Annotated in this window: 20 protein-coding genes; 9 read left to right on the top strand and 11 right to left on the bottom strand. The window is 43.2% G+C overall.

The features are described 5' to 3' along the window. Nucleotides 1-54 precede the first annotated feature (54 nt). Nucleotides 55-1,935, top strand: a complete 1,881-nt coding sequence (locus tag RH40_RS08305; RefSeq protein WP_009600991.1) for a putative ATP-dependent zinc protease — start codon at nt 55-57, stop codon at nt 1,933-1,935. Between the two features lie 74 nt (nt 1,936-2,009). Here the strand turns inward: RH40_RS08305 and RH40_RS08300 are convergent, their stop codons facing one another. The 8 genes from RH40_RS08300 to xsc form a co-directional block, all read right to left on the bottom strand. Then, nucleotides 2,010-3,176 (bottom strand): nucleotide sugar dehydrogenase, encoded by a 1,167-nt coding sequence (locus RH40_RS08300; RefSeq protein WP_009600990.1) that lies wholly within the window; start codon nt 3,174-3,176, stop codon nt 2,010-2,012. 256 nt (nt 3,177-3,432) lie between these two features. Continuing rightward, nucleotides 3,433-4,773 carry a TRAP transporter large permease gene (locus tag RH40_RS08295; protein WP_009600989.1) on the bottom strand — a complete coding sequence of 447 codons (1,341 nt, stop codon included), beginning with the start codon at nt 4,771-4,773 and terminating at the stop codon, nt 3,433-3,435. 11 nt (nt 4,774-4,784) lie between these two features. Next, nucleotides 4,785-5,312, bottom strand: coding sequence for a TRAP transporter small permease (locus RH40_RS08290; RefSeq protein ID WP_009600988.1), 528 nt, complete (start codon nt 5,310-5,312; stop codon nt 4,785-4,787). Between the two features lie 72 nt (nt 5,313-5,384). After that, entirely contained in the window at nt 5,385-6,293 is a 909-nt protein-coding gene (locus RH40_RS08285; protein ID WP_422636336.1) for a TRAP transporter substrate-binding protein, read from the bottom strand. Nucleotides 6,294-6,462: 169 nt separating this feature from the next. After that, nucleotides 6,463-7,914, bottom strand: a complete 1,452-nt coding sequence (locus RH40_RS08280) for an NAD(P)/FAD-dependent oxidoreductase (RefSeq protein WP_009600986.1) — start codon at nt 7,912-7,914, stop codon at nt 6,463-6,465. Nucleotides 7,915-7,971: 57 nt separating this feature from the next. Further along, nucleotides 7,972-8,391 (bottom strand): nuclear transport factor 2 family protein, encoded by a 420-nt coding sequence (locus RH40_RS08275; RefSeq protein ID WP_009600985.1) that lies wholly within the window; start codon nt 8,389-8,391, stop codon nt 7,972-7,974. Nucleotides 8,392-8,419: 28 nt separating this feature from the next. After that, a complete protein-coding gene (locus tag RH40_RS20805) occupies nt 8,420-8,593 on the bottom strand; it encodes a hypothetical protein (protein ID WP_009600984.1) in 174 nt (57 codons plus the stop codon). Between the two features lie 289 nt (nt 8,594-8,882). Then, the gene (gene xsc, locus RH40_RS08270) at nt 8,883-10,694 is read right to left on the bottom strand and encodes a sulfoacetaldehyde acetyltransferase (RefSeq protein WP_009600983.1); all 1,812 of its coding nucleotides are present in this window, start codon (nt 10,692-10,694) and stop codon (nt 8,883-8,885) included. 242 nt (nt 10,695-10,936) lie between these two features. Here xsc and RH40_RS08265 point away from each other — a divergent pair, with 242 nt between their 5' ends. Both RH40_RS08265 and RH40_RS08260 read left to right on the top strand, forming a co-directional pair. Then, entirely contained in the window at nt 10,937-11,917 is a 981-nt protein-coding gene (locus RH40_RS08265) for an AAA family ATPase (RefSeq protein WP_009600982.1), read from the top strand. Then, nucleotides 11,914-13,629, top strand: coding sequence for a cobaltochelatase CobT-related protein (locus tag RH40_RS08260; protein ID WP_009600981.1), 1,716 nt, complete (start codon nt 11,914-11,916; stop codon nt 13,627-13,629). Before RH40_RS08265 ends, RH40_RS08260 begins: the two co-directional genes overlap by 4 nt. A gap of 425 nt (nt 13,630-14,054) precedes the next feature. Here the strand turns inward: RH40_RS08260 and pta are convergent, their stop codons facing one another. Continuing rightward, a complete protein-coding gene (gene pta / locus RH40_RS08255) occupies nt 14,055-15,068 on the bottom strand; it encodes a phosphate acetyltransferase (protein WP_039954464.1) in 1,014 nt (337 codons plus the stop codon). A 149-nt stretch (nt 15,069-15,217) separates the two neighbouring features. Here pta and RH40_RS08250 point away from each other — a divergent pair, with 149 nt between their 5' ends. From RH40_RS08250 to envZ, 6 genes are all read left to right on the top strand, one after another. Next, a complete protein-coding gene (locus RH40_RS08250) occupies nt 15,218-15,991 on the top strand; it encodes an IclR family transcriptional regulator (RefSeq protein ID WP_009600978.1) in 774 nt (257 codons plus the stop codon). Between the two features lie 42 nt (nt 15,992-16,033). Further along, nucleotides 16,034-16,522, top strand: a complete 489-nt coding sequence (greB, locus tag RH40_RS08245) for a transcription elongation factor GreB (RefSeq protein ID WP_009600977.1) — start codon at nt 16,034-16,036, stop codon at nt 16,520-16,522. 178 nt (nt 16,523-16,700) lie between these two features. Then, the gene (gene fdhD, locus RH40_RS08240; RefSeq protein WP_009600976.1) at nt 16,701-17,591 is read left to right on the top strand and encodes a formate dehydrogenase accessory sulfurtransferase FdhD; all 891 of its coding nucleotides are present in this window, start codon (nt 16,701-16,703) and stop codon (nt 17,589-17,591) included. Then, nucleotides 17,591-19,870 carry an FdhF/YdeP family oxidoreductase gene (locus RH40_RS08235; RefSeq protein WP_009600975.1) on the top strand — a complete coding sequence of 760 codons (2,280 nt, stop codon included), beginning with the start codon at nt 17,591-17,593 and terminating at the stop codon, nt 19,868-19,870. The genes fdhD and RH40_RS08235 overlap by 1 nt, the downstream gene beginning before the upstream one ends. Before the next feature lie 178 nt (nt 19,871-20,048). Next, nucleotides 20,049-20,768, top strand: a complete 720-nt coding sequence (gene ompR / locus RH40_RS08230) for an osmolarity response regulator transcription factor OmpR (protein ID WP_009600974.1) — start codon at nt 20,049-20,051, stop codon at nt 20,766-20,768. Nucleotides 20,769-20,835: 67 nt separating this feature from the next. Next, nucleotides 20,836-22,140, top strand: coding sequence for a two-component system sensor histidine kinase EnvZ (gene envZ, locus RH40_RS08225; RefSeq protein ID WP_009600973.1), 1,305 nt, complete (start codon nt 20,836-20,838; stop codon nt 22,138-22,140). An 18-nt stretch (nt 22,141-22,158) separates the two neighbouring features. On the opposite strand, the gene RH40_RS08220 is transcribed toward envZ, so the two are convergent. Together RH40_RS08220 and RH40_RS08215 are read right to left on the bottom strand one after the other, a co-directional pair. Continuing rightward, entirely contained in the window at nt 22,159-22,923 is a 765-nt protein-coding gene (locus RH40_RS08220; RefSeq protein WP_009600972.1) for a type II secretion system protein N, read from the bottom strand. A 5-nt stretch (nt 22,924-22,928) separates the two neighbouring features. Then, nucleotides 22,929-23,420, bottom strand: coding sequence for a type II secretion system protein M (locus RH40_RS08215; RefSeq protein ID WP_009600971.1), 492 nt, complete (start codon nt 23,418-23,420; stop codon nt 22,929-22,931). Nucleotides 23,421-23,427 lie beyond the last annotated feature (7 nt).

Raw genomic sequence — 23,427 nt, 5'->3', positions numbered from 1 at the left:
ATGAGTACACTAAACAAACAGAGCGGTTAATGACGATAAACGTAATGAGGAAGCATGAAAAAATTTGTTGGAATTTTCTTTGTATCGGTAATGCCATTGGTATCTTTTATCCTTCATGCACAAGAGCACTACAGTCAAACTCTTACCAATATGATGCACAACAGCGCAATCAATGCACTCAGTGATAAAATTATCTTGGGCAGAACAGAGCAAGTCTACTTCGATGATATTAAACAACTTGAGCATGTTCCTTTTGCAGGGAAAATTGATACTGGTGCTGATACAACATCAATTCACGCAACCAATATCCATATTACAAGTACTCACCCAAAACTCCGTCAGCTTACCGATCAAGCCCTGCTAGAGAAGCTAATCAAGGTCGATACCATTGATCGAGTTTCAAGAAGCAACTGGACTGGTGACCTTTTTAAGCCATACCAAGTGAGTGTCAACTTCGTCATTACACATCCTTACAATGGTGAAAAAATTCAAATAACACGCCCTCTTGAGCGTGTTAGTGTTATTCGGAATCGCACCGACACTAAGCCGATACTGCGCCCAACCATCACTCTACCTCTCTCCATCGCTGATAAGACCGTGACCACAGAGGTCAATCTGACTGACCGTGCACACTTCTCAACACCCATCTTAATAGGTAAAACTTTCCTTAAACACAATGCTTGGGTTCTCGCCGGATATGATTACCTTCAAACAGAATCGAGCGCTATTGTTCTCGGCAAAAAAGAACAGGTCCAAATTGAAGGGCTGTCACAAAAAGTGAGCTATTCGATACAACACCGCTACAGCGCCCTCAATGCAAGGAATATTGATATTGATGCCAGTTCACAACGAGTTTCTTTCACTATCAATGACAGTAAAAAGAACACGAGGCAATTAACGCTTCCCTTGATTCGAATGCTCAATGTCGGTGGTAAGCCTCGCCCGCTGGTCTATGTTCCCGTCTCACTTGGCCACAATAGAACTCAACATTGGCTGGTCTATTTAACGGATCGTAGTGAATTGAATAGCCAAATTCGCTTAGGCAAAAATACCCTCAATCGTCATTTTATGATTGACCTTGGCACTCGCAATTTATTGAAAAAAGGAATAAAAACGGCCGAAAACTTTCCCAACGCCATACAAGTGTCAAGCAACGAGTTACTCAAACTCGATAATATCCTCATCCCCGCATCGCCTTCACTCACAGTGCAAACATCAGTACTGGTTGTCTCAGATTATAAAATCACCAAAAAGAATGATAAAGATTGGGTCCGTTACACATTAAAAAATTCAGAGGGTCAGAAGCAGGAGTTTTTTAAACCTATTGTTAAAAAGCTTGTGGTGGGCAGTGAAATCCGCCCTGTTGTCCTTGGAAACTTCGCCATCCATGGACAAGAGAAAGAGCAAGCTTATGCACTCAAACGAAGCGAAAAACCAAGTGATGATCACATTATTATTGGTTCAAAGCTATATGATCATGTGCTTATCAACAATCGTGGTGAACACTTACTTAATCCATACCCGATAATAAAAGCTGGTAACGTAGAAGTTGTTCAAGCTCTGGGTAGGTCTTTTCCTGCCAAGTTAGATACTGGCGCCGATGTAAGTTCTATTAGTGCATATGACATCAAGCCATTCGAAAAAGATGGCCGTTCTATGGTTAGTTTTACTTACAGCAACGATCTTGGAGTAAAAGAAAGAATCACAGCGAAAGTGGTTGATACGATCAAGATTACTGAAAAAAATCGTCAAGATGCCACTGTACGCCCGATTATCGAGATGACCATTAAAGTGGGTGCCTTAGAAAAAAAAGTACAAGTCAATCTGCAAGACAGGCGACGCTTTAAATACAGCATGATACTGGGGAGAAACTTTTTAAAACATGGTGTTCTTGTTTCTAGTGATGAGCAGTATCTACTGACTGAGGCGCTTTAATCAAAGCGAAACCACCTTGCTGTTCACAAGGTGGTTACGATTTTTAATACTTATTTGTACGCATTGAGTGGCAATCAATCAGAACCAAATAGGTCTCGAGTGTATACCTTCTCAGTAACACCAGAAAGTTCTGCCACCATGCGATTGGAGACAATGACATCCGATTGCTGCTTAAACTCTTCAATATCGCGCACAACCTTTGAGTGGAAAAACTCATCATCCTCCAACACAGGCTCATACACTATCACAGTAACTCCCTTTGCTTTGAGACGTTTCATAATTCCCTGTATCGAAGAGGCCCGAAAATTATCCGAACCTGACTTCATAATTAAGCGATAGATACCAACCACGCTAGGAGTCCGCTTTAGAATAGAGTCGGCAATAAAATCTTTTCGAGTACGGTTGGCATCAACAATTGCACTGATAATGTTATTGGGAACATCTTGGTAATTAGCTAACAATTGCTTGGTATCTTTCGGCAAACAATAACCGCCATAGCCAAAAGAAGGATTATTGTAATGGCTACCGATACGGGGGTCTAATCCAACACCTTGAATTATTTGTTTTGTATCTAAGCCTCGCAACTCTGCATACGAATCAAGCTCATTAAAGTAGGCCACCCTCATAGCAAGATACGTATTCGAAAAGAGCTTTACAGCTTCAGCTTCCGTTGAATGGGTCAGTAACACCTCAACATCTTGTTTTATTGCCCCCTCGACAAGTAAATTAGCAAAAGCTTGGGCACGTTCACTTTGTTCCCCAACGATAATCCGTGATGGATACAGGTTGTCATGCAGCGCTTTTCCCTCGCGCAAAAACTCCGGAGAAAAAAGCAAGTTCTCATAATGAAGTGCTGTCTTGAGATGTTCGGTATAACCTACAGGAACGGTTGATTTAATCACAACTGTCGCCTCTGGATTCAGTTTCACAACATCATGCACAACGGATTCAATCGAGGAAGTATCGAAATAGTTTGTTTCAGGGTCATAATCTGTTGGCGTTGCAATCACAATATACTCCGCCCCTATATAGGCCTCTTCTTTATTAGTTGTGGCCTGAAAAGATAGGTCTCTATTTGCTAAGAATTCTTCTATATCCCCGTCCGAAATAGGCGATATTTTGTCATTCAAAAGATCTACCTTTGCCTGAACAATATCTAATGCAACGACTTGATGGTTTTGAGCCAACAACATCGCATTCGACAATCCTACATATCCCGTACCAACAATCGCTATTTTCACCAAAAACTCCATTATTTACTGAAGGAAAGTTCGATATTATTTGTGTATAAACTTTCAACATTTTGGATATGTTAGCACCGGGGGGTGTATCAAAATTACGAATAGAAACAATAATTTTTCATTACATTAATAAAGATAAGTGCAAATTTAAATCATTACGCAGCGACGTTATACCCAAGCGTTTTTCTTGGGTATAGCTATCTCACTAACACTGTAAAAAGATGACTCTGCTTGCTTATGAATCAGCAACAAACTGTCAAAACCCAACCAAGCGTGGTAGCCAGAGACTGAGAGCAGGGAAAAAGGCAATTAAAAATACGCCAAACACTGAAGTAATAACAAATGGATGTATTTTCGCCGTTATCTGTTCGACCGTCGCTCCACCAACTCCTGAGGCAACAAAAATATTTTCTCCCAAAGGTGGGGTGGCAAAACCGATAGACAAAGCACATACCACGACAATACCAACATGGGTTGGATCTGCACCAAGCATGTACATTATGGGTAACAAAACGGGAACTATGATCATTATTGCTGCTAGCGTTTCCATAAACATACCGACGAATAACAAAAGCATAATCATCATAGACCAAACCAAATACATATTATCCGTTAACCCCAATAATGAGTCGGCAACAGCCACAGGTATTCTCTGTTCTATCAGCAAACGACCAAACACACTCGCGGCAAATAGAATCAACAAAACCCGCCCAGAGATGCGAGTTGTGGTTAATAGAGAATCAAGTACTCGATTCATTGACAACTGTCTATGAATAAAAAAACCAACAGCAAGTGAATAAAATATCGCAACAACAGCCGACTCCGTTGGAGTGAAAACACCGCTGTAAATACCACCCAAAATCAAAAATGGAGCGAGTATCGACCAGAAGCCACGGCGAAATGCATAGCCAACAGATGATAGAGCCCATTGGTTAGACAAGCCGCGGTAGCCTTTACGTTTCGAGATGATGTAATTGGTCAAAACTAAGGTCGAAGCCATAATAAAACCTGGGATAACGCCAGCAACGAATAGTTTGGTGATCGATAACGTATCAAAATTGCCATATTTAGCCACAGCTTCCGGTGGCGCAGAGAGTCCAAGCGCAGCGATACCAAAGATAACTAGCGGAATCGATGGTGGAATGATGATCCCCAAACCTCCAGATGCCGCGGTTACCGCAGAAGCGTAGCTCTTATCATAATCACGCTTAACCATGGCTGGTACCATTAGCATACCAACGGCTGCCGTCGTGGCCGGCCCCGAACCTGAAATGGCACCAAAAAACAGACATGCCATAACGGTCGCAGCCCCTAAACCGCCAGTAACTGGCCCAGCTAAAGTCTCGGCAATATCAACCAAACGTTTAGAGATACCAGCCGCTTCCATCAAAGCTCCAGCGAGAATAAACGCCGGTAGGGCCATCAAAGGAAAATTACCCACTGAAGTAAAGGCTATTTGAACTAAGGCGATGGGATTTTTATCCAACACCAGATAAGCAAACATCGAAGCCCCAGCTAGAGAGACTGTGATGGGCGCGCCGATGAACAAAAGTAGTAAAAAACCGCCAAATAAGATAATCGTTAAATATTCTTGCATTGCACCACTCCCTACCGAGATTTCAACGACTGAGCCATGTGGACTGTGTTGGCGGTATTTTTCTCCTCAGTGCCGTTGCTAAAACGTTGAACCATATTCCATACAATTCTTATCATCATGAGTGCAAACGCAACGGGAAGAATAAGATAGATGTACTTCATTGCAATGCCTGTGGTCTGAGACTTCCAAAACACATTCATTTTATTAAAGACAAAGTCATAGCTCAGAAAGACAAAATATCCGTTGAACAGCAACCAGATCATATCAGCGATGGTTTCACTGACCAGCCTCACCCAGTTGGGAAAAAACTTAAAATGAAAAGTTACCCGATTGTGTGAACCATATTTTGTTGCCACAACCGCCCCCAAATAAGCAAACCAGACGAACATGTAGGTTGCCACCTCATCCCCCCAGGCAATGGAGTAAGACAATATTTGCCGAGAAACAATTTGAGCAAACATCAAAATAACAAACCCAGACAATAATATGGCGCACATGTATTCTTCAATATTATTTAAATGCTTTTTTATTAGAAACATCTCACGACTCCCTTAATGACACCAATGGGCATCTCCAAGTTATGCCCACTTTTTTCCACAACGTGACAACCATCAGCGACCCAATACGTGAAGCGCTTTATCAACCTGCTCACGCCCACCAATACTGGAGTAAAATTTAGGCCAAACCGATTTCACCACTTGCTCTTTCCAGATTCGCTCGCCATCGGCTGGCTCGTAAAAAACCATCCCTTTTTGCTCTAAAGCTCGCCGGATCTGATGTTCTTTTTCCAATAAAAACATCACACTGTGCTCAGATGCTTTCTTTCCCGCATCAACTATCATGTTTTTCAGCTCTTGAGGCTGCTGCTGAAAGATGCTCTCACTGATCACCAGAGGTTCAAGAGAGAAGATATAACGCAGGTTAGTCACGTATTTTTGTACTTCATTAAATTGCATCGCATGAACCGTGATATAGGGATTATCTTGACCATCGACCACGCCTTGCTGAAGGCCAGTAAATGTCTCAGACCAAGCCATTGGAGTAGGATTTACACCCCATGCTTGATAAGAAGCAATCATAATTTCATTTCGAGGCACTCGGATCACTAGACCTTTAAGGTCTTCAGGAGAACGTACTGGCTTTTTAGAGTTAGTTAAGACTCGAAAACCTGAATACGCCCATCCAATAATTCGTACTCCAGCATCTCTTATAGTGTTTTCTGTCAGCTCTTGGCCTGTCTTACCTTGAGTAAGCTCAACCGCCTCTTCAGTACTTTGGATTAAATAAGGCATGGTCAGTAAGCCGACCGTAGGAGAAAACGGCGTCACGTTGTTGATAGCCAAAATCGAAAAGTCCAATAAACCAATTGCCGCATTATTGACGGTATCCTGTTCATTACCGAGTTGACCATTGGGGAATAACTCTATGTTCACTTTACCTTGGCTGCTTTCTGTCATGAGATCACGAAACTTTGTCCCCAATTCCCACTGCGTCCCACCTGCCGCATCGCCAATGGCCATTTTAAACGTTTTAGCCACTGCAATCTGAGTGCCAATCAACGCCCAAAATACCACTATACAAAAATGACAAATCTTCCTTATATTTCTCATATTATTCGCCTTTATTTTTACTCTAGACATCTTGTCCATTCGTCAGCCTCTCCTCACAAGTAGGCTGTGTTTATTGGTATTACAATACTTCGTCTTTAAGCTGGTACCACTGGTAAAGAAAACTTTGGCCGAGGCGTCTGAAAGGGGCGAATGTCTGTGATTCAACAACTTCTGCAACATTCGGAAACGGTAATGGAGTGGTACAAATGGGTAAATCTAGCAAAGCTCCTTCGCCAGCAATCCACTGGGCAAGGCGTTTACCCGCCTGTGCTGAATACATGACGCCGTTACCACCATAACCCAGTGCATAAAATATCGATTTACTTTGATCAGGCTGACAAATTCTCGGCATCATATCGTGACTTACATCCACCCAGCCCCACCAAGAGTAATCAATATCAATGTTGGATAAAGCGGGGAACTTACGTGATAAGTCTTGCTTCAACATATCCTCATATTTTTGTTTTGGTGCCTGTCGGCCAGAGATAGCACTGCGAGTCCCAATTTGAATTCGATTATCAGGAAGCAGTCGGTAGTAGTGACGAAGTACTCGCGTATCAGTGATTACTTGATGGGTTTTGAAATTGCACGCTTTGACCTCATTGTCGGTTAATGGTCGAGTGACCATAGAATTTGATAACACTGGCATTAAGCGGTTTTTTAATTCCGAGTGAAGCCCTTGGCTTGTGTAACCTCCCGTACAAACACCAACAGAATGCGCTTTAACCACGCCCCCCGGTGTTTGGAGATAATGAATACCTTTATGCGTTTTCCATCCAAGTACGGGGCTAGCAGGGTGGATTCGCACCCCAAGTTCTCGAGCTTTTTTTAAATAGCCAAACGCTAGCTTGCCAGCATGTATACCAATCCCTTCAGGTTCATGCATTGCTCCGGCAGCTTCTTGATCATTCACATAGTGACGTTTAACCGTATCAGCATCTAGCACTTCAGCATCATAATTAAAAGTTTTACGCAGTAAGTCAGCCTCTTTTTCCAGCTCCGGCATAACCTTGTCTCGGTGAGCAATATAAAGATGCCCACCGTGTTGAGGCTCACAGTCAATATCGGCAATGAGCGCTTTAAACGTTTCCATCCCATCGACACACTCTTGATGCATTTTAAGTGCTGTAGGCAAGCCCCAACGTTTAATCCATTGAGAACGTTTTAAACGACCAGACGCACATTGCGCCTGACCACCATTTCGAGTGCTGCATCCCCAACTCACCCTATTAGCCTCTAAAACGGTGGCTTTGACCCCATACGTTTGTGCAAGATGGATAGCCGTACTTAACCCTGTTAGCCCAGAACCAATGATCACAACGTCTGTACTAATGTCCGCTAGTATTGGCCCATCATCTTTGGGGATAGTACCTGCAGTATCAATCCAATAGGTCGGTGCATATTCTCGACCGTGACCTGGGGATGAATCCTTCAATGGATCATATTGAGGATCATAAATATCTCTAGCTTGAGTTGTGCTCTGTTCAACAGATTTAGTCTCTACACTAGAGCGTTCGATTACTAAACTCATCGTTCGACTCTCCTAGTCGTTGCATTCTCAATCGATATGTCCCTGGCAAATAATCCGTCAAGCTGACTGCAAAGGACGACTCTTGCGAAACGCATTTTTAACCTGAATCTTGCCATCTTTGAGCGTAAAAACATCGACCATACGTGCACAAGTTACGCTGCCATCTGGGTTGGTTGCTGAATAGGTTGACTCTGTTATTGCTCTATCACCGCACACAAAATGAATTGGATCGCTCCACGTTGCATCAGGGAAACGTTCAAATACGGCGGCAAAGCTTTCACGCACTGCTTCATAACCCTCAATTGAATTTCCTAACACCCCCTCTCCAGCTACTGTATGAAATACACAATCTTCGGACATGAAACTCATTAACCTATCGATATCATGGCTATTCCAAGCATCACTAAATGATTGTAAAAAACCTACGCTAACTGTATTTTCATAGTCTTTTAATAAAGAAAGTTCTTTTGTACACATAATTACCTCGAATTATAAAAACTTAAAACTAATCAAAGTCAAAATCTGGATGATACCGTCTTCCATATTGCTCTAATATTATTTCACCCTTATCATCCTGCTCTATTTCATTGGGATCAGGACTTATTTCTCCCAATAACTTAGGTGCTTTGTTTTCTTTGGATATTGAATAACCTTTCACATCGTTATCACTTACTTTCATTAGATTAATAACCTTTAAATAATTAACAGCTATACAGTGACGATTACGTTTATTACTACCCACAAATATAAAAAAGATCCAATATCAAAGTTAACAATATAATAATTTAGAATTTCAATTATTAATCTTAAATAAAGAATAAATATCAAATAATAAATATCTAAGAAAAAAAACAATCTAATGTTATTTTATTTCTTACTAATTATTTCTAAAATTTTCTTTTATATTGATTCTATTTAATAAGAAAAATCTAATAAGGTGTGATGATGCACACCTTTAAATATTAAATTCAGACGTAGTCTTTATATTTGTCCAAATAACGAACAGGTTTAGATAATGCATCTCGTCGAAATGGGTCGCCAAGTTCTTGCGTACACATTATTTCGATGATGGTCGTTTTTCTTTCATTCATCTGCATATCAATCGCTTTTTTCAATGCAGGGCCTACGTCTTCAAGCCTATCAACGGTTATCCCCTCAGCGCCCATAGCTCGCGCTATCTCAGCAAAGCTCTGATTGTCTAATTCTCCTGCAACAAAGCGGCGATTATAAAAATCGACTTGGTTTTTCTTTTCTGCCCCCCATTGGCGATTATGAAATACCACTGCCGTCACCGGAATATCGTGACGCACACAAGTCATGGTTTCCATCAAGCTCATCCCCCAAGCGCCATCACCTGCGTAAGAAACTGCTGGGCGATGAGGTGCTGCGGCTTTCGCGCCGATAATGGTTGGGAAAGCATAGCCACAATTACCAAAACTCATCGCTGCGAAAAAACTACGCGGCTTTTCAAAACGTAAGTAACTGTTTGCAACAGAGTTTATGTTACCGATATCGGTTGAGACCATGACATCTGCTGGCATGGCTTTTTCTAGCTCACGCAATACCATTCTAGGGTGCAAGTACTCTCCCCCAGAAAAAGGCGTTTCCTTACTGTTCTCATCAATCATATCTAGGCTAAAAGTGTCCGTTTCGTGTGTCCACTCGTCCAATTCCTTCTCCCAGAGTGCTTTCTCGGTGGCAACTTTATCCAAACGGGCTGGCTTGTTACCATCACAACTGAGAGATAGACTGGCTAAGCGGTCAACCAATGCAATCGCCGAAGCTTTCGCATCACCACAGATACCAACGGAAATTTTCTTCACCAAACCAAGCATTTTATTGTCTGCATCAATCTGAATTATCTTGGCATTTTTAGGCCAATAATCCATACCATGCTGGGGAAGGGTACCGAAAGGCCCTAGTCTAGTACCCAAGGCAATCACAACATCAGCCTGGGCAATCAACTTCATTGCTGCTTTAGAGCCTTGATAGCCAAGAGGACCACACCATAAGGGGTGACTTGCAGGGAAAGAGTCATTATGAAGATAACTATTAACGACAGGTGCACCCAGTCGCTCAGCGAGCAAAACGCATTCATCTACAGCATCTGCCATCACCACACCACCGCCAGAAATAATCACCGGAAATTGTGCCTCAGCAATCAGTTCAATGGCTTGTTCAAGAGATTTTTCTCCCCCAGGCCCTCTGTCTAGACGAGAGGGTTGTGGAATTTCAGTTTCAATTTCACCATAAAAATAGTCGCGCGGTATATTGAGTTGAGTCGGGCCCATTTCACTCATTGCTCGATCAAAACAACGCCCTGTAAATTCAGCCATCCGAGCTGGATGAGTAACGTGCCCTTGATATTTAGTGAACTCTTGGAACATAGGCAACTGATTACACTCCTGAAACCCACCTAAACCCATGGTTTTGGTGCCCGTTTCAGGCGTTACAATAACAACGGGACTGTGTGCCCAATAAGCAGCAGCAATGGCAGTGACACAATTACTAATTCCTGGCCCATTCTGACCAATAACCACACCATGACGCCCTGATACTCGCGAATAACCATCAGCCATATGAGCAGCACCCTGCTCGTGGACAACAGGAATTAGACGTATACCTGCTGGCGTAAAAATATCCATCGCATCCATAAAGGCCGAGCCCATGATGCCGAACATATCAGTCACATCATTGGCAACCATGGTTTCAACAAATGCCTCTGATGGCGTCATCTTGGCATTACCAGAAACTACCTCTCGTTTCTCTCGCTCGCTCATCCTACGACCTCTCTCTTTTTATTTTTCGGAATAAAATGTCTCGTTTATGGACATTTAGACCATAATCTCACCATTTATCATCGTCAATAAATTTAAATAAAATGGAACATATTGTTCCAAATAATTAAAGTAGATCACATTGTAAGAATTTAATTTGTACAAAAAATATCGCTTTATATAAATGTCTTGGTATAGATCGCGAAAAGAGTTCATATGTCTCTGTCATACAAAGGAAAATGTTCATGAACCAAAACCTGACAGCACCGCAACAACCAATCAATGTTGAACAAACTTTTGGGTTCAAAACCAATTTTCAGGTGTGTGCTTTCGAAAGCACCAGTGAGGCTGTACCAGTCATTGATCCTGATTATCAATTTGACCCTGATGTGACACTGGCAATTTTGGCTGGCTTTTGTGCTAATCGACGCACCCTGATACAAGGGCTACATGGAACAGGTAAGTCCTCACACATAGAGCAAGTCGCCGCCAGACTAAATTGGCCATGCATGAGGATAAATTTGGATGGCCAGATAAGCCGCCTAGATTTGATCGGAAAGGAAAGTATTGTACTTGAGCAAGGTCATCAAGTAACAAAATTTCAAGAGGGTTTATTACTCCAATGCCTCCAAAAACCCGTAGCTTTGGTACTTGACGAATACGATGCAGGCCGTCCAGATGTCATGTTCGTAATTCAGCAATTACTCGAACAAAATGGCCAATATACATCACTTGAACAAGGTAAAGTGATGACTCCTCATCGCAACTTTCGTTTATTTGCTACCTGTAATACGCTGGGGTTGGGTGATAGTTATGGTATGTACTCAGGGACGCACGTCCTCAACCAAAGCCAACTTGATAGATGGACAGTGATCGCCACACTCAACTACCTCAGTGCCCAACACGAAGTCAGTATCGTGTTAGCCAAAGCGCCTTACTTAAATAATCCAAGTGGACGCCGCCTAGCCCGGCAGATGGTTGCTACTGCTCAACTGACCCGAAGTGGGTTTGAAGCTGGGGATATTTCAATTCTAATGTCGCCTCGAACCGTGATCACATGGGCGCAAAACATTGACCTTCTGGGCGATATCGCAAGTGCATTTAGGCTCTCTTTTCTTAATCGCTGTGATGGAGAAGAAAGAGCTCTGATTAGTGAATATTACCAGCGGTGCTTTGACGGCTCCCCCGAAGCAACCTTACCAATTCAGAAGGAGCTTGCTTCATGAATGAGAGACAAAAAATCTTGATGGAGCGATCTTTTGCTGTCGCTCGTGCAATAAGCCAGCAAACGGGTCTTCATTATCGTGGTCAAGTTATCTACAACAAAGCCAAGCCACTATCGCATTTGGCTTGTCACATCAATAACCTTATCCTGCCATGCGAGGCTATGAACGATATTGTGCTTAAAGGAAAGCTGGACTCGATAGCTTTGAATCTAGACTTATCAGATCCACACATCCATAAAAACTACAGACCGACAAATCCCGTTGATATTCTTTTGTTTGATTTCTTTGAACAGATAAGAGTTCAATCTCTGACCCCCGATTATTTTCAGGGTTTACCTAAGCATATTCAGGCTAATTTTACTCATTGGAGCTTATCTTCATATCAGTCTGGGCTCACAGAATCTGGCTCTGGTTTAATCCTATTTAGCGTCATTCAAATGGTTTATGCCAGACTGGTTGGATACGAACTTAATCCTACAATCTCAGAAGTTATCGAAGCAACGAGGACCAATCTAGCTCCGATAATTGGCCACGCATTAGTTACATTGAAACGAACTAAGCAAGACCAAATCTCCTATGCCATAGAAGCAAAACATCTCATCCAGCAAGTGAGCAAATTGCTCGCTAACGAACAAAAAACGCATAAACATCAGCATTCACGCAAACAAAAATTCCAGCTTAAGCTCTGGAATCACAATACCATATTAATCAATGAACGCGATTTTGATGACGTAGCTAACCACTCTTTTTACCAAAATGAATTGTCAGCACCATACCACTATAAAGTCTACACTCGTGATTTTGACCAAATTCGCACCGCTCAATCATTGGTCAGAGAAACACTGCTAAAAACACTGCGTCAAAACATGGATGATGAACTTAACTCACAAAAAATTAATCAAAAACCTCTCACTACCATACTTTCCCACTTTGCCGCTACAAAATATCAAATAAAGCCTCGCTACGGCTGCGAAGAGGGATACCTCGACTCTCATCGTCTGACACAGGTCATCACTTCTGGAATAAGCAACGATGTCTTTTTTCAGCTCAATACCCTGACACGTCAAACTCCTGCCATTTCTATATTAATCAATTGCTCGGGCTCAATGCAAAAGCACGCTGGAAAAATCAGCCTTATCATTGATACGCTGCTAACCAGCGCAAAACTGACCAATACACCGATGGAAATCATTGGTTTTACCACTGTAAGCTGGAGCGGAGGTTTAGCCTACAAACAGTGGCAAGCCCAAGGTAAGCCCAGCCGACCAGGCAGACTGAATCAAACACGCCATATTGTATTTAAATCATTCCAAGATTCCTATCATGATGGTCGACGCTCGATTGCTGCTCTGAGAAAGGCCGATCTATACAAAGAAAGTATTGATGGTGAGGCGGTTAATTTTGCTTGTGAGCGATTAAATCATCATCCATCAGATAAAAAGATATTGTTGGTATTTTCTGATGGTGGCCCTATGGATACGGCAACAGCTATGACTAATCACGACGACTATCTCGACCAACATTTAATAGACAGCGTTGCCGAGCAAAATACGCTTATATTCGGACTTGGGCTAGGCGTCGATCTGAGTAAATATTATACCAATAATATGACCATTGATGATAAATGTGAGAACATTTTTACCCTGTGTCGTTTTATTCTGAAGCAATTAAAACAAGCTCTAACTAAAAGAAAAAATCGCCATCGACGCTGATAACATTAGGTAAAGGCCAACAAAAACCAGTAATCCAAAGATGCCTCTGGTTAACTGTTGTGCGCTTTAAAGAAGTGGGAACTTTTTTGCTCGCCAAACAGTGAGTATGACCACAAGAAGACAAATTAGCGCAAGCAATAGAGTTTCAACATCGCTCCCGTCAGTCATCAAAACAAATGCACTTCGAGATGCTAAGGTAACAGCCCTACCGTCAAACCTACTCGACTCCTGAAAACAAAAAAGTTCAAGAAGCCAGAACGCTAGGAACGTACAGACATTTTCAAGAGAAAGTATCCACCTGAAATGAATATCATCACACCAAGGCATACCTGCATGATGTCTCTCACCGAGTTACTTAAATAAATTAAGTAACCGTACACCAGCGACCACTCCGGAAACGATGTCATGTCATCCATAGAGGCCACTTAACTCATCTGGATATGGATATGCTGAGCTTGGACAACCGTAACCGCAATAACATGGACAATATCTTGGAAACTGCAGCCTCGTGATAAATCATTGGCAGGGTACCTAAGCCCCTGTAATAAAGGGCCAATCGCGACAGCACCTCCTAACCTCTCAGCCAATTTATAGCCGATATTGCCCGACTCTAAGTTAGGGAATATCAATACATTAGATTGCCCTTTCACTTCTGACTTTGGTAGTTTTCGTGCTGCAATTTCCTCAACAATCGCAGCATCCAATTGAATGTCTTGATCCACCGCAATCTGTGGGCATGCTTTTTTAACCAGCTCTGCCGCATAGCGAACTTTATCCACACTTTCATGCTTGGCACTACCATTGGTAGAAAAAGACAACATGGCCAATTTAGGCTCTACCATCAACAGTTCTCTCGCACTGCTGGCTGCAGAAATGGCAATAGCGGCAAGCTCTTTAAAGTTTGGCTCAATGACTAAGCCACAATCACTGAAAATCAGTCCCCCTTTTAGGTGATGAAAAGGTTCACACAGCATCATGATAAAAAAGCTTGAAACCAATTCGCAGTCTGGTGCAGGACCAATAATTTGCAGAGCACGCCGTACGACCTGAGAAGTGGCATGTTCTGCACCATTCACTGTGCCATCACAACGTCCAAACTTGACCATTAAGTTAGCAAAGGTCAAAGGGTCTAAAACTTCGAGCAAGGCCTGTTCATAATTTAACCCTTTGTGTTTCCGGAGTGAATACCAATGCTCAGCAAATTCGTTCCGATCCACCGATGTATGAGGGCAAACTAGATTAATGCCCTGTAAACTGACGTTATATTTCTGAGCGGCAGCTTGAGTCTGAAGTAAGTCACCAACCAAGGTTACCTGAGCAACCCCCATATCCGTTACCCTGCGCGCTGCGCCCAACACGCGAGCATCTTCTGTTTCACTCAGCGCTATGCGCATTGGTCTTTGTTGAGCTTGTTTAATAATTCTCTCTATCGCCTTCATAAAACAACCAAATGGAACAATTTGTTCCATAATCTACCAAATATTACATTCACAAGCGATAAAAGATCGTATTTTATACAAAAATGGATCATTTTTTATTTCAACGCTAGAATCATAGCTTTGCTCATTTGGCGTGGATCTCTCAATATATGACGACAGAAACAGCACACATTCAGGGAGACACTCCCACACTGCGACTTTTTTCTTTGCTCGAAGTCATCGCACAAAAAGACGAATGTCTCTCCTTACAGGGATTAGTCGAGGAAACTGGATTACCAAAACCTACTCTTCACCGCATGCTGCAACAGCTAGAGTCTGCAGGTATCATTCAAAAAGATGGTGATGAAAAACACTACAGTTCCGGGATAAGACTAAGAAAATTAGCCGAACACTTACTTCTCAATAGCACTATGCACAGTGCTCGCCGAACAATTTTAGAGAATCTTAGGGCTGAAGTTGGTGAAAGTTGCAACCTAACTGCATTATCAGGGGGAGAGATTATCTATCTAGATCGCGCGGAAACAGAAGCGCCACTGCGTTTCCACCTCCACGCAGGTTCGAGAGTACCCATTCATTGCTCTGCTACTGGCAAACTGTTTTTAGCTCATATGTCTAAACCTCAAAGGAATCGGTTGCTCAAACATGCTCCACTGACCCAATATACAGTGAGTACCATTACTGATCCCTTAGAACTAGAAAGAAATATTGATGAGGCAAAAATTCATGGCTTTGCCATCGATGATGAAGAATTTTTACCTGGTTTGGTATGCATCGCTGTTCTCATTCCATCAGCGTCTGGGCAATCAAATTTAGGGTTAGCCATTCAAGCACCCGTGATTCGTGTTACTCCAGACGATGCAATAAAATTTTTACCTGCACTACAACGAGCAGCGAAAGCACTGGCAAGGCTTGAAGTAGAATAGCTCAATAGCTACAAACCATTAACAAATAACTAAGGTATTGAATTGAAAACCAAACTCATAACTAGAGAAGGCTACAATAAACTAAAAGCTGAGCATGATTATCTTTGGCATGAGCGACGCCCTGAAGTAACAAAAATTGTTACTTGGGCTGCAGGTCTTGGTGATCGCTCAGAGAATGCCGATTACACCTTTAACAAACGCTTACTGAGACAAATTGACCGCCGAGTTCGATTCTTACGCAAGTTCTTGCCTGAGGTTACGATTGTCGATTATTCCCCCCAACAAGAAGGTAAAGTCTTTTTTGGAGCATGGGTAGAAATAGAAAATGACGCAGGCGACACCAAAAAGTTTCGCATTGTTGGTCCTGAAGAAATCTATGGTGATGCCAAAGAGTATATCTCCATCGATTCACCCATGGCGCGTGCTCTATTGAAAAAAGAAGTTGATGACGAGTTTGTCGTTCACACACCAGAGGGTGAAAAAGAATGGTTTATCAATGCAATATCTTATGAGCGCCCCTCATCAAGCTGAGCTACGATGTCCTCTAATCACGATGAGATTATTCCCTGATCATATCGGCACAAATAGCGGGGCTTTCTTATTTTCGGAGCCCTAGCAGGGTATTTGATGTTGATTTTTTAGACATTGGTCGCCTTTCAAAGCGGATGTTGTATGCTAATTTTGTCTCTCTTCAGTTAGTGAGCAAATAATGATTAAAACCAAGACACAAGCATCAAACGACTCAATAAAAGAAGTCCATCGCCTTTACGTCTCTCAACATCAGTCTCAGCCTCAAGTCGACACAGTGATCGTTGAAGAACCTCTAACGCTCTGGCTCCATCAGGAACATCACAATAATGAACAAGAGCAGTATTGGTTTTCTACGATGAGAACACCGGGCCAAGACGAAGCACTTATTACAGGGCTACTCCTTTCTGAACGTATCATTCACAGCTCAAACCAAATACTATCTATCCACCATGAGGCGAATAATCCTCACTCTGCTATTGTCGAGTTGAGTCCAGACGTTCACATTGATGACCTTCAGACTCAACGGCAAACCTCTCACTCGAGTTGTGGATTGTGTGGAAAGTCATTAATTTCATTACTTGAAATGCGCGGCTTCACTGCTGTTGAATCAACGTCGGCTTGGTTGACCCATACCCTTGTGGTCTCCCTACCTGACAAGTTACGACAAAGGCAAAACCTTTTCGATATCACTGGGGCTTCACACAGCTGCGCATTATTTGATCAGCTCGGAGATTGCTTGGCCATCGCTGAAGATGCTGGACGCCACAACGCCCTAGATAAGCTGATTGGCATGTGCACAAAATTAAATATACCTGACATGAGCCAAAGTATCGCTGTATTGAGTGGCCGTGTCAGCGTGGAAATGATGCAGAAAGTGATAGCCGCCCAGATCCCTGTGGTTATCGCTGTTGGCGCACCCACTCAGCTCGCCGTTCAAATGGCGCAGCGATTCAACATCACCTTAATTGGCTTTTGCAAAAAACAAACATTTAATCTCTACAGCGGTGCACAACGCCTGATTCGTGAACAAACCAATCCGCCCAGAGAAAATTCAAGGAGAGATCATTAATGACAGTCAAAAAATACCATGGCAGCGCTGGCGGGTGGGGCGCGCTTGCGAGTACAACCAAACATTTGGTCAAAAGTGAAAATGTTATCCGCAACATTCGTAACTTGTTGATGACCAATCAGCATGACGGATTTGACTGTCCAGGGTGTGCTTGGGGCGAACTCGAGGAAAAGCGTCGCTTTAAGTTTTGCGAGAATGGGGCGAAAGCGGTCAATTGGGAAGCCACAGCTCGCCGTGTCAGAGCAGACTTTTTTGCCACTTATCCTGTTTCTTGGCTCACCAAGCAAAGTGATTACTTTTTAGAGGAACAAGGCCGCCTGAGTGAGCCTTTGATCTACGATGCTCAATCTGATCACTACCGACCGATTGAATGGGATCAAGCATTCTCACTAATCGCAGCGCACCTTCAAGCACTTGAAGACCCAAATCAAGCAGAGTTTTACACCTCTGGGCGAGCAAGTAATGAAGCGGCCTATCTCTATCAGCTGTTTGTACGACGATTTGGTACCAATAATTTCCCCGATTGCTCAAATATGTGCCATGAAGCAAGTGGTGTGGCTCTCAAACAGACTATCGGCGTCGGCAAAGGTACAGTGACCCTCGATGACTTTGAACATGCAGATGCCATCTTTGTCTTTGGTCAAAACCCTGGTACCAATCATCCAAGGATGCTCGACACGTTACGCAGCGCAGCAAAACGAGGAGCCAAAATCCTCACTTTTAACAACTTAAAAGAGCGAGGACTTGAACGTTTTACGAACCCACAGGCCATAAACGAAATGCTCACTGGAGGCTGCACCGAGCTCACACATCACTACTTTACTCCAAAATTGGGGGGAGATATGGCAGCGGTGCGTGGTATCAGCAAAGCACTAGTTGCCATGAACAAGGTCACCCCTATATTCGATACTGAGTTCATTGAACAACATACCCAAGGTTTCGACCAATATATTGAGTCTGTTGAAAAAACGTCTTGGGAGGAGATCATTGAACAATCCGGATTGTGTCAAAAAGAAATTGAGCTTGCCGCGAACGTTTTTTCTAAAAGCCAGCGCGTTATACTCACTTGGGCCATGGGCATTACCCAACATCATCACTCTGTGGCAACCATCCAAGAAATGACAAATTTACAATTATTAACTGGTCAAATTGGTAAAAAAGGAGCCGGAGTCTGTCCTGTGCGTGGGCACAGTAATGTACAAGGCGACAGAACCATGGGTATTGATGAAAAGCCACCACAAAAACTATTGGATGCACTTGAGAAGGAGTTTTCGTTCAAGCCCCCTCAAGGGATAGGCCACAATACCGTTCAGTCCATAAAAGCAATGGCTGAAGGCGACAGCAAAGTATTTATTGCACTGGGTGGAAATTTTGCTGCTGCCACACCGGATACTGAACTGACGAAGAAAGCACTGTCTTCATGTGATTTAACCGTAAATATTGCCACCAAGCTCAATCGCACTCATGTTACACCCGGTAAAACCTCCCTGATATTGCCATGCCTTGGACGGACAGATGTGGATATGCAAAAAGCTGGCGCGCAAAAAGTAACCGTAGAAGACTCATTCAGTATGGTTCATGCCTCCGGAGGGGTGGTCAATAGCGATACCGCCAACATGCGCTCAGAACCAGCAATCATCGCAGGAATCGCGCACGCTGTGCTTGGGAAAGACCCTATTGATTGGCAGGACTTAGTCACCGACTATGGAAAAATTCGCCATCATATCGCTCGTACTATCCCAGGATTTGAGAATTTCAATGAAAGACTCAAAGAACCCGGTGGATTTTATCTTGGTAATTCAGCCGCTGAGCGCCAATGGCAGACTATGACTGGAAAAGCGCAGTTCATCGCTCACCCACTGCCTGAGTCTATTTTAAAATGGCAAAAACCCAAACAAGCAAAAGACCCTGTTTTTGTCTTGCAAACCATTCGCTCTCACGATCAATATAATACGACAGTGTACGGTTTTGATGATAGATACCGCGGAGTATTCGGTGAGAGAAAAGTCCTCTTTATTAGTCCAGAAGATCTTAATCTCATTGGTATGAAAAGTGGAGAGCTGGTCAATATCAGTGCTTGTTGGGGCGAGAATGAAAAACAACGCAAAGTCACCGAATTTAAACTGGTCAGTTACGATATACCAGCAGGTAACCTCGCGGCTTACTTCCCGGAAACAAATCCATTGGTGGCACTGGATAGCTATGGGGAACAGAGTTTCACTCCCATTTCCAAGTCAATTCCTGTTATATTAGAGAAGGCATCGAGTCTGAAAATTTAGCATATACTCAAATAACCTCTATATGCTTGACTCAGCGACAGTAGCTTGCTTTATAAAGATGAAATCATCATTGTAGGGCGCAAATAGGAAATAAAGTGTAACAATTAGAACAAGCGAAAAGCTCACCGTCAGTGTTACCTTTACAAGGATATCTAGATTTTAAGTGCAAGTAGGTTCTATGCAAGAAAGTCACAAAATTTTAGTGGTCGATGACGATGCACGTCTGCGTTCATTACTCGAACGTTATCTATCAGAGCAAGGATTTCATGTACGAAGTGTCGCAAATGGCGAACAAATGGACAGGCTTCTAACGCGAGAAACTTTCCATTTAATGGTGTTAGACCTGATGCTACCAGGTGAAGATGGGTTATCCATCTGCCGTCGCTTACGCCACGTAAATAATACTCTTCCCATTCTTATGCTTACTGCTAAAGGGGATGAGATTGACCGAATCGTAGGTCTCGAGGTAGGCGCTGACGACTATTTGCCCAAGCCGTTTAACCCCCGCGAGCTACTCGCGCGAATAAAAGCGGTGTTACGTAGGCAAACCACCGAGTTACCCGGAGCACCGAGTACAGAAGAGTCCGTGGTAGAATTCGGCGAGTTTCGCCTAAACCTAGGCACGCGTGAGATGTTCCGTGGCGAGGAATCTATGCCATTGACCTCTGGTGAGTTTGCAGTACTAAAAGCATTAGTAACCAACTCACGAGAACCTATGTCTCGAGATAAATTGATGAACATGGCCCGTGGCCGCGAATATTCAGCTATGGAACGATCAATTGATGTTCAAATCTCTCGTCTACGTAGGATGCTTGAGGTCGACCCTAGTAAACCAAGATATATCCAGACTGTGTGGGGGTTAGGTTATGTGTTTGTGCCAGATGGCAAAGAAGCGTAATCGACTCTAACGGCCACAAGTGCGAGATAACTATCTCGCACTTTTGTTTTCTATTAAGGTGATTTTTATGCGCATTCGCAGTTCTTTCACTCAACTCATTATTATCTTTGTAACCTTACTCATTGCAAGCCAAGTTTACTCATACTACGCCGTGTTCAATTACGCTTTACTCCCCAGCTTAAAGCAGTTCAATAAAATAATCGGTCATGAGATCGGCTTAATGCTCGATGATACAAAAAACCCTGAAGCTGAAATATCAATGGATGCCCCACTCAGGCGACACATTCTTGAACGCCTTGGGGTAACAATACATCCGATTTCTAGCCCAATAGCCGAAGAGTATTTCCACGCTTTTGAAATAGACATAATGAGCAAGGAGATGACACAAGAGTTAGGGTCTCCCACAGATGTACGTATGATGCTTGGTGAAGAGAGTTATGTCTTATGGATCAAAATTGCAGCAATGCCAGACTCATTAATGCGTATTCCCTTGTCTGAATTACAAGAAGAAGACTTTACTCCCCTATTTCGGAATAGCCTCATTATGGCAGTGCTTATTGTTGCGGGCGGTTGGCTATTTATTCGTTTGCAAAATCGTCCTTTAATCTCACTTGAAAGAGCAGCTAAAGATGTGGGCCGTGGAGAAATCCCTCCGCCATTACCCGAAAAAGGGGCCTCCGAAATTCGCTCGGTAACACTTGCATTTAATCAAATGTCGAAGGGCATTCAGGCTCTCGAAGAAGATAGAGCGCTTTTAATGGCTGGTATAAGCCATGACTTGAGAACACCGCTAACTCGAATTCGACTCGCAACAGAAATGATGTCCCCACAAGATAGCTACCTCGCAGAAGGGATCATCAGCGACACTGAAGAGTGCAATCAAATTATCAGTCAATTCATGGACTACCTTAAGCCCGTTTGTCAGGAAGCTTTCTTGGCAGTAAACCTCAATGACATTGCCTCAGAGATTGCTTCATCCGAGGGAAATTATCATGTCGAAGTGGCAGTTAATTTTTCAGACACGTTGAAAGACATCTATGCAAACCCGATTGCCATTAAGCGAGCTATCAGCAATCTGGTGGTTAACGCGATTCGCTATGGAAATGGCTGGGTCAGCATCACCACTGGCATGAGTGCAGATGGGAAGCAAGTCTGGGTATCAGTCGAAGATAATGGTCCTGGCATTCAGCAAGATCAAATAACCAAGCTTTTAGAGCCCTTTACTCGGGGAGACACAGCAAGAGGCAGTGAAGGGACTGGGCTAGGCCTTGCAATCGTCAAGCGCATTGCCAATCAGCACAATGGCACTATCAGTGTGAGCAACCGTAGTGAAGGAGGGGTACGCGCACTTCTGCGCCTACCCACAAAGTAAACCTACACTCACCACGAGTTAAAGACGGCCTTGGTAGGTAAATTGATACTTACCATCCCCGTCAGGTTGAGTTGGTAACCATTTTAATTGTTGCTTGAGCTCGCTAGGAAACTTCGCAGCGGGCTTAAACCAAGCCTCAGCGGTATAACTTCCATCGCCATTTAGCGAAGCGATAAAACTGCTCTGCACCTCGTCACTCTGTTGCTCTCCTGCAACATTCAAGTCATTACTCTGACAAGACAAGTCTGCAATAACAGGCCCTAACTTTAAACTTCCTACCGGAGTACCAACAGACTCTGTGTTCCACACCAAGCTACCTTTACCGCTTTCACAATAAGGTGACTGATAGAGAAAAGAATTTAAGTTCAATTCAATACGGCCTGCGATATCAACTGGGACGGGAACGCTAGGTACATAACGCATCAACTCACCCACAGGCAGCGAGGCGATAAAGTTTTCAGCATATGGACCTCGAAATGAATATCCGATAGTACCTTTACCTCGAATGGCCATGTCACTTCCGCGCCCAAAGCGTACCTGTGCCTCCACTTTACCCAAAAGCAAAAATACACTGCGAATTTGCCAGTCAAAATTACCCAAACTCTGGCCGTCGTATGATAAACGCTGTATTTTACCACGCCAAATTGTTCCCTCAACACCATCCAATACCATGCCTTGGGGTAAAGGCATATTTTGGAGAACTAAGGGAGCTGGGATATGTGCGATAACACTGACAACAAAGACAAAAAAGACACCCAAGCCAGTAATAATATTCTTTTTCATCGGCTTCACCCTCGGCTCAACTGCAAGCGATTTACTTCAATCAACCCCTCTTTCTCACCCTTATCTAGGTCAAGAAACACCACGCCAATGCCATAATCCTCTTGGAGAAACGCCAGCCAAGCAATAAATTTATTAAAAGGTATTGGTGCTATCCAGACTTGGAATTGGTCGCCTCTGGGCTGCATACGAATGAGCTCTATATTAAAGCGGGATACACTTGAGGAAACCGCTTGGTTAATGGGCAAATCAGAAGCACCATTGCCAACACTCGCTCGCAATTGTTGTATTTCGTTCGCTTTCGCAGTCACCCACGACAGCAGTTGCTTTTCGGAGGTGATTTTTGCTTGAGCCATCTCTGCACGTTCATTAAACGGCTTAATCCCACCCCAGTATAACCCTCCGAGTAAAACCAATGCGGAACCAATGATAACTAAGCGTTGTTCCCTTTGAGATAAGGCCTTAAACCAGATTGTTAGTGACTGATATAACTTGTTCATTCTCTCT

The organism is Vibrio caribbeanicus ATCC BAA-2122 (assembly GCF_000165125.1).
GTDB classification, from domain to species: Bacteria; Pseudomonadota; Gammaproteobacteria; order Enterobacterales; family Vibrionaceae; genus Vibrio; species Vibrio caribbeanicus.
The sequence above is the reverse complement of the archived record's forward strand: the minus strand, read 5'-3'. Positions and strand labels throughout refer to the sequence as shown.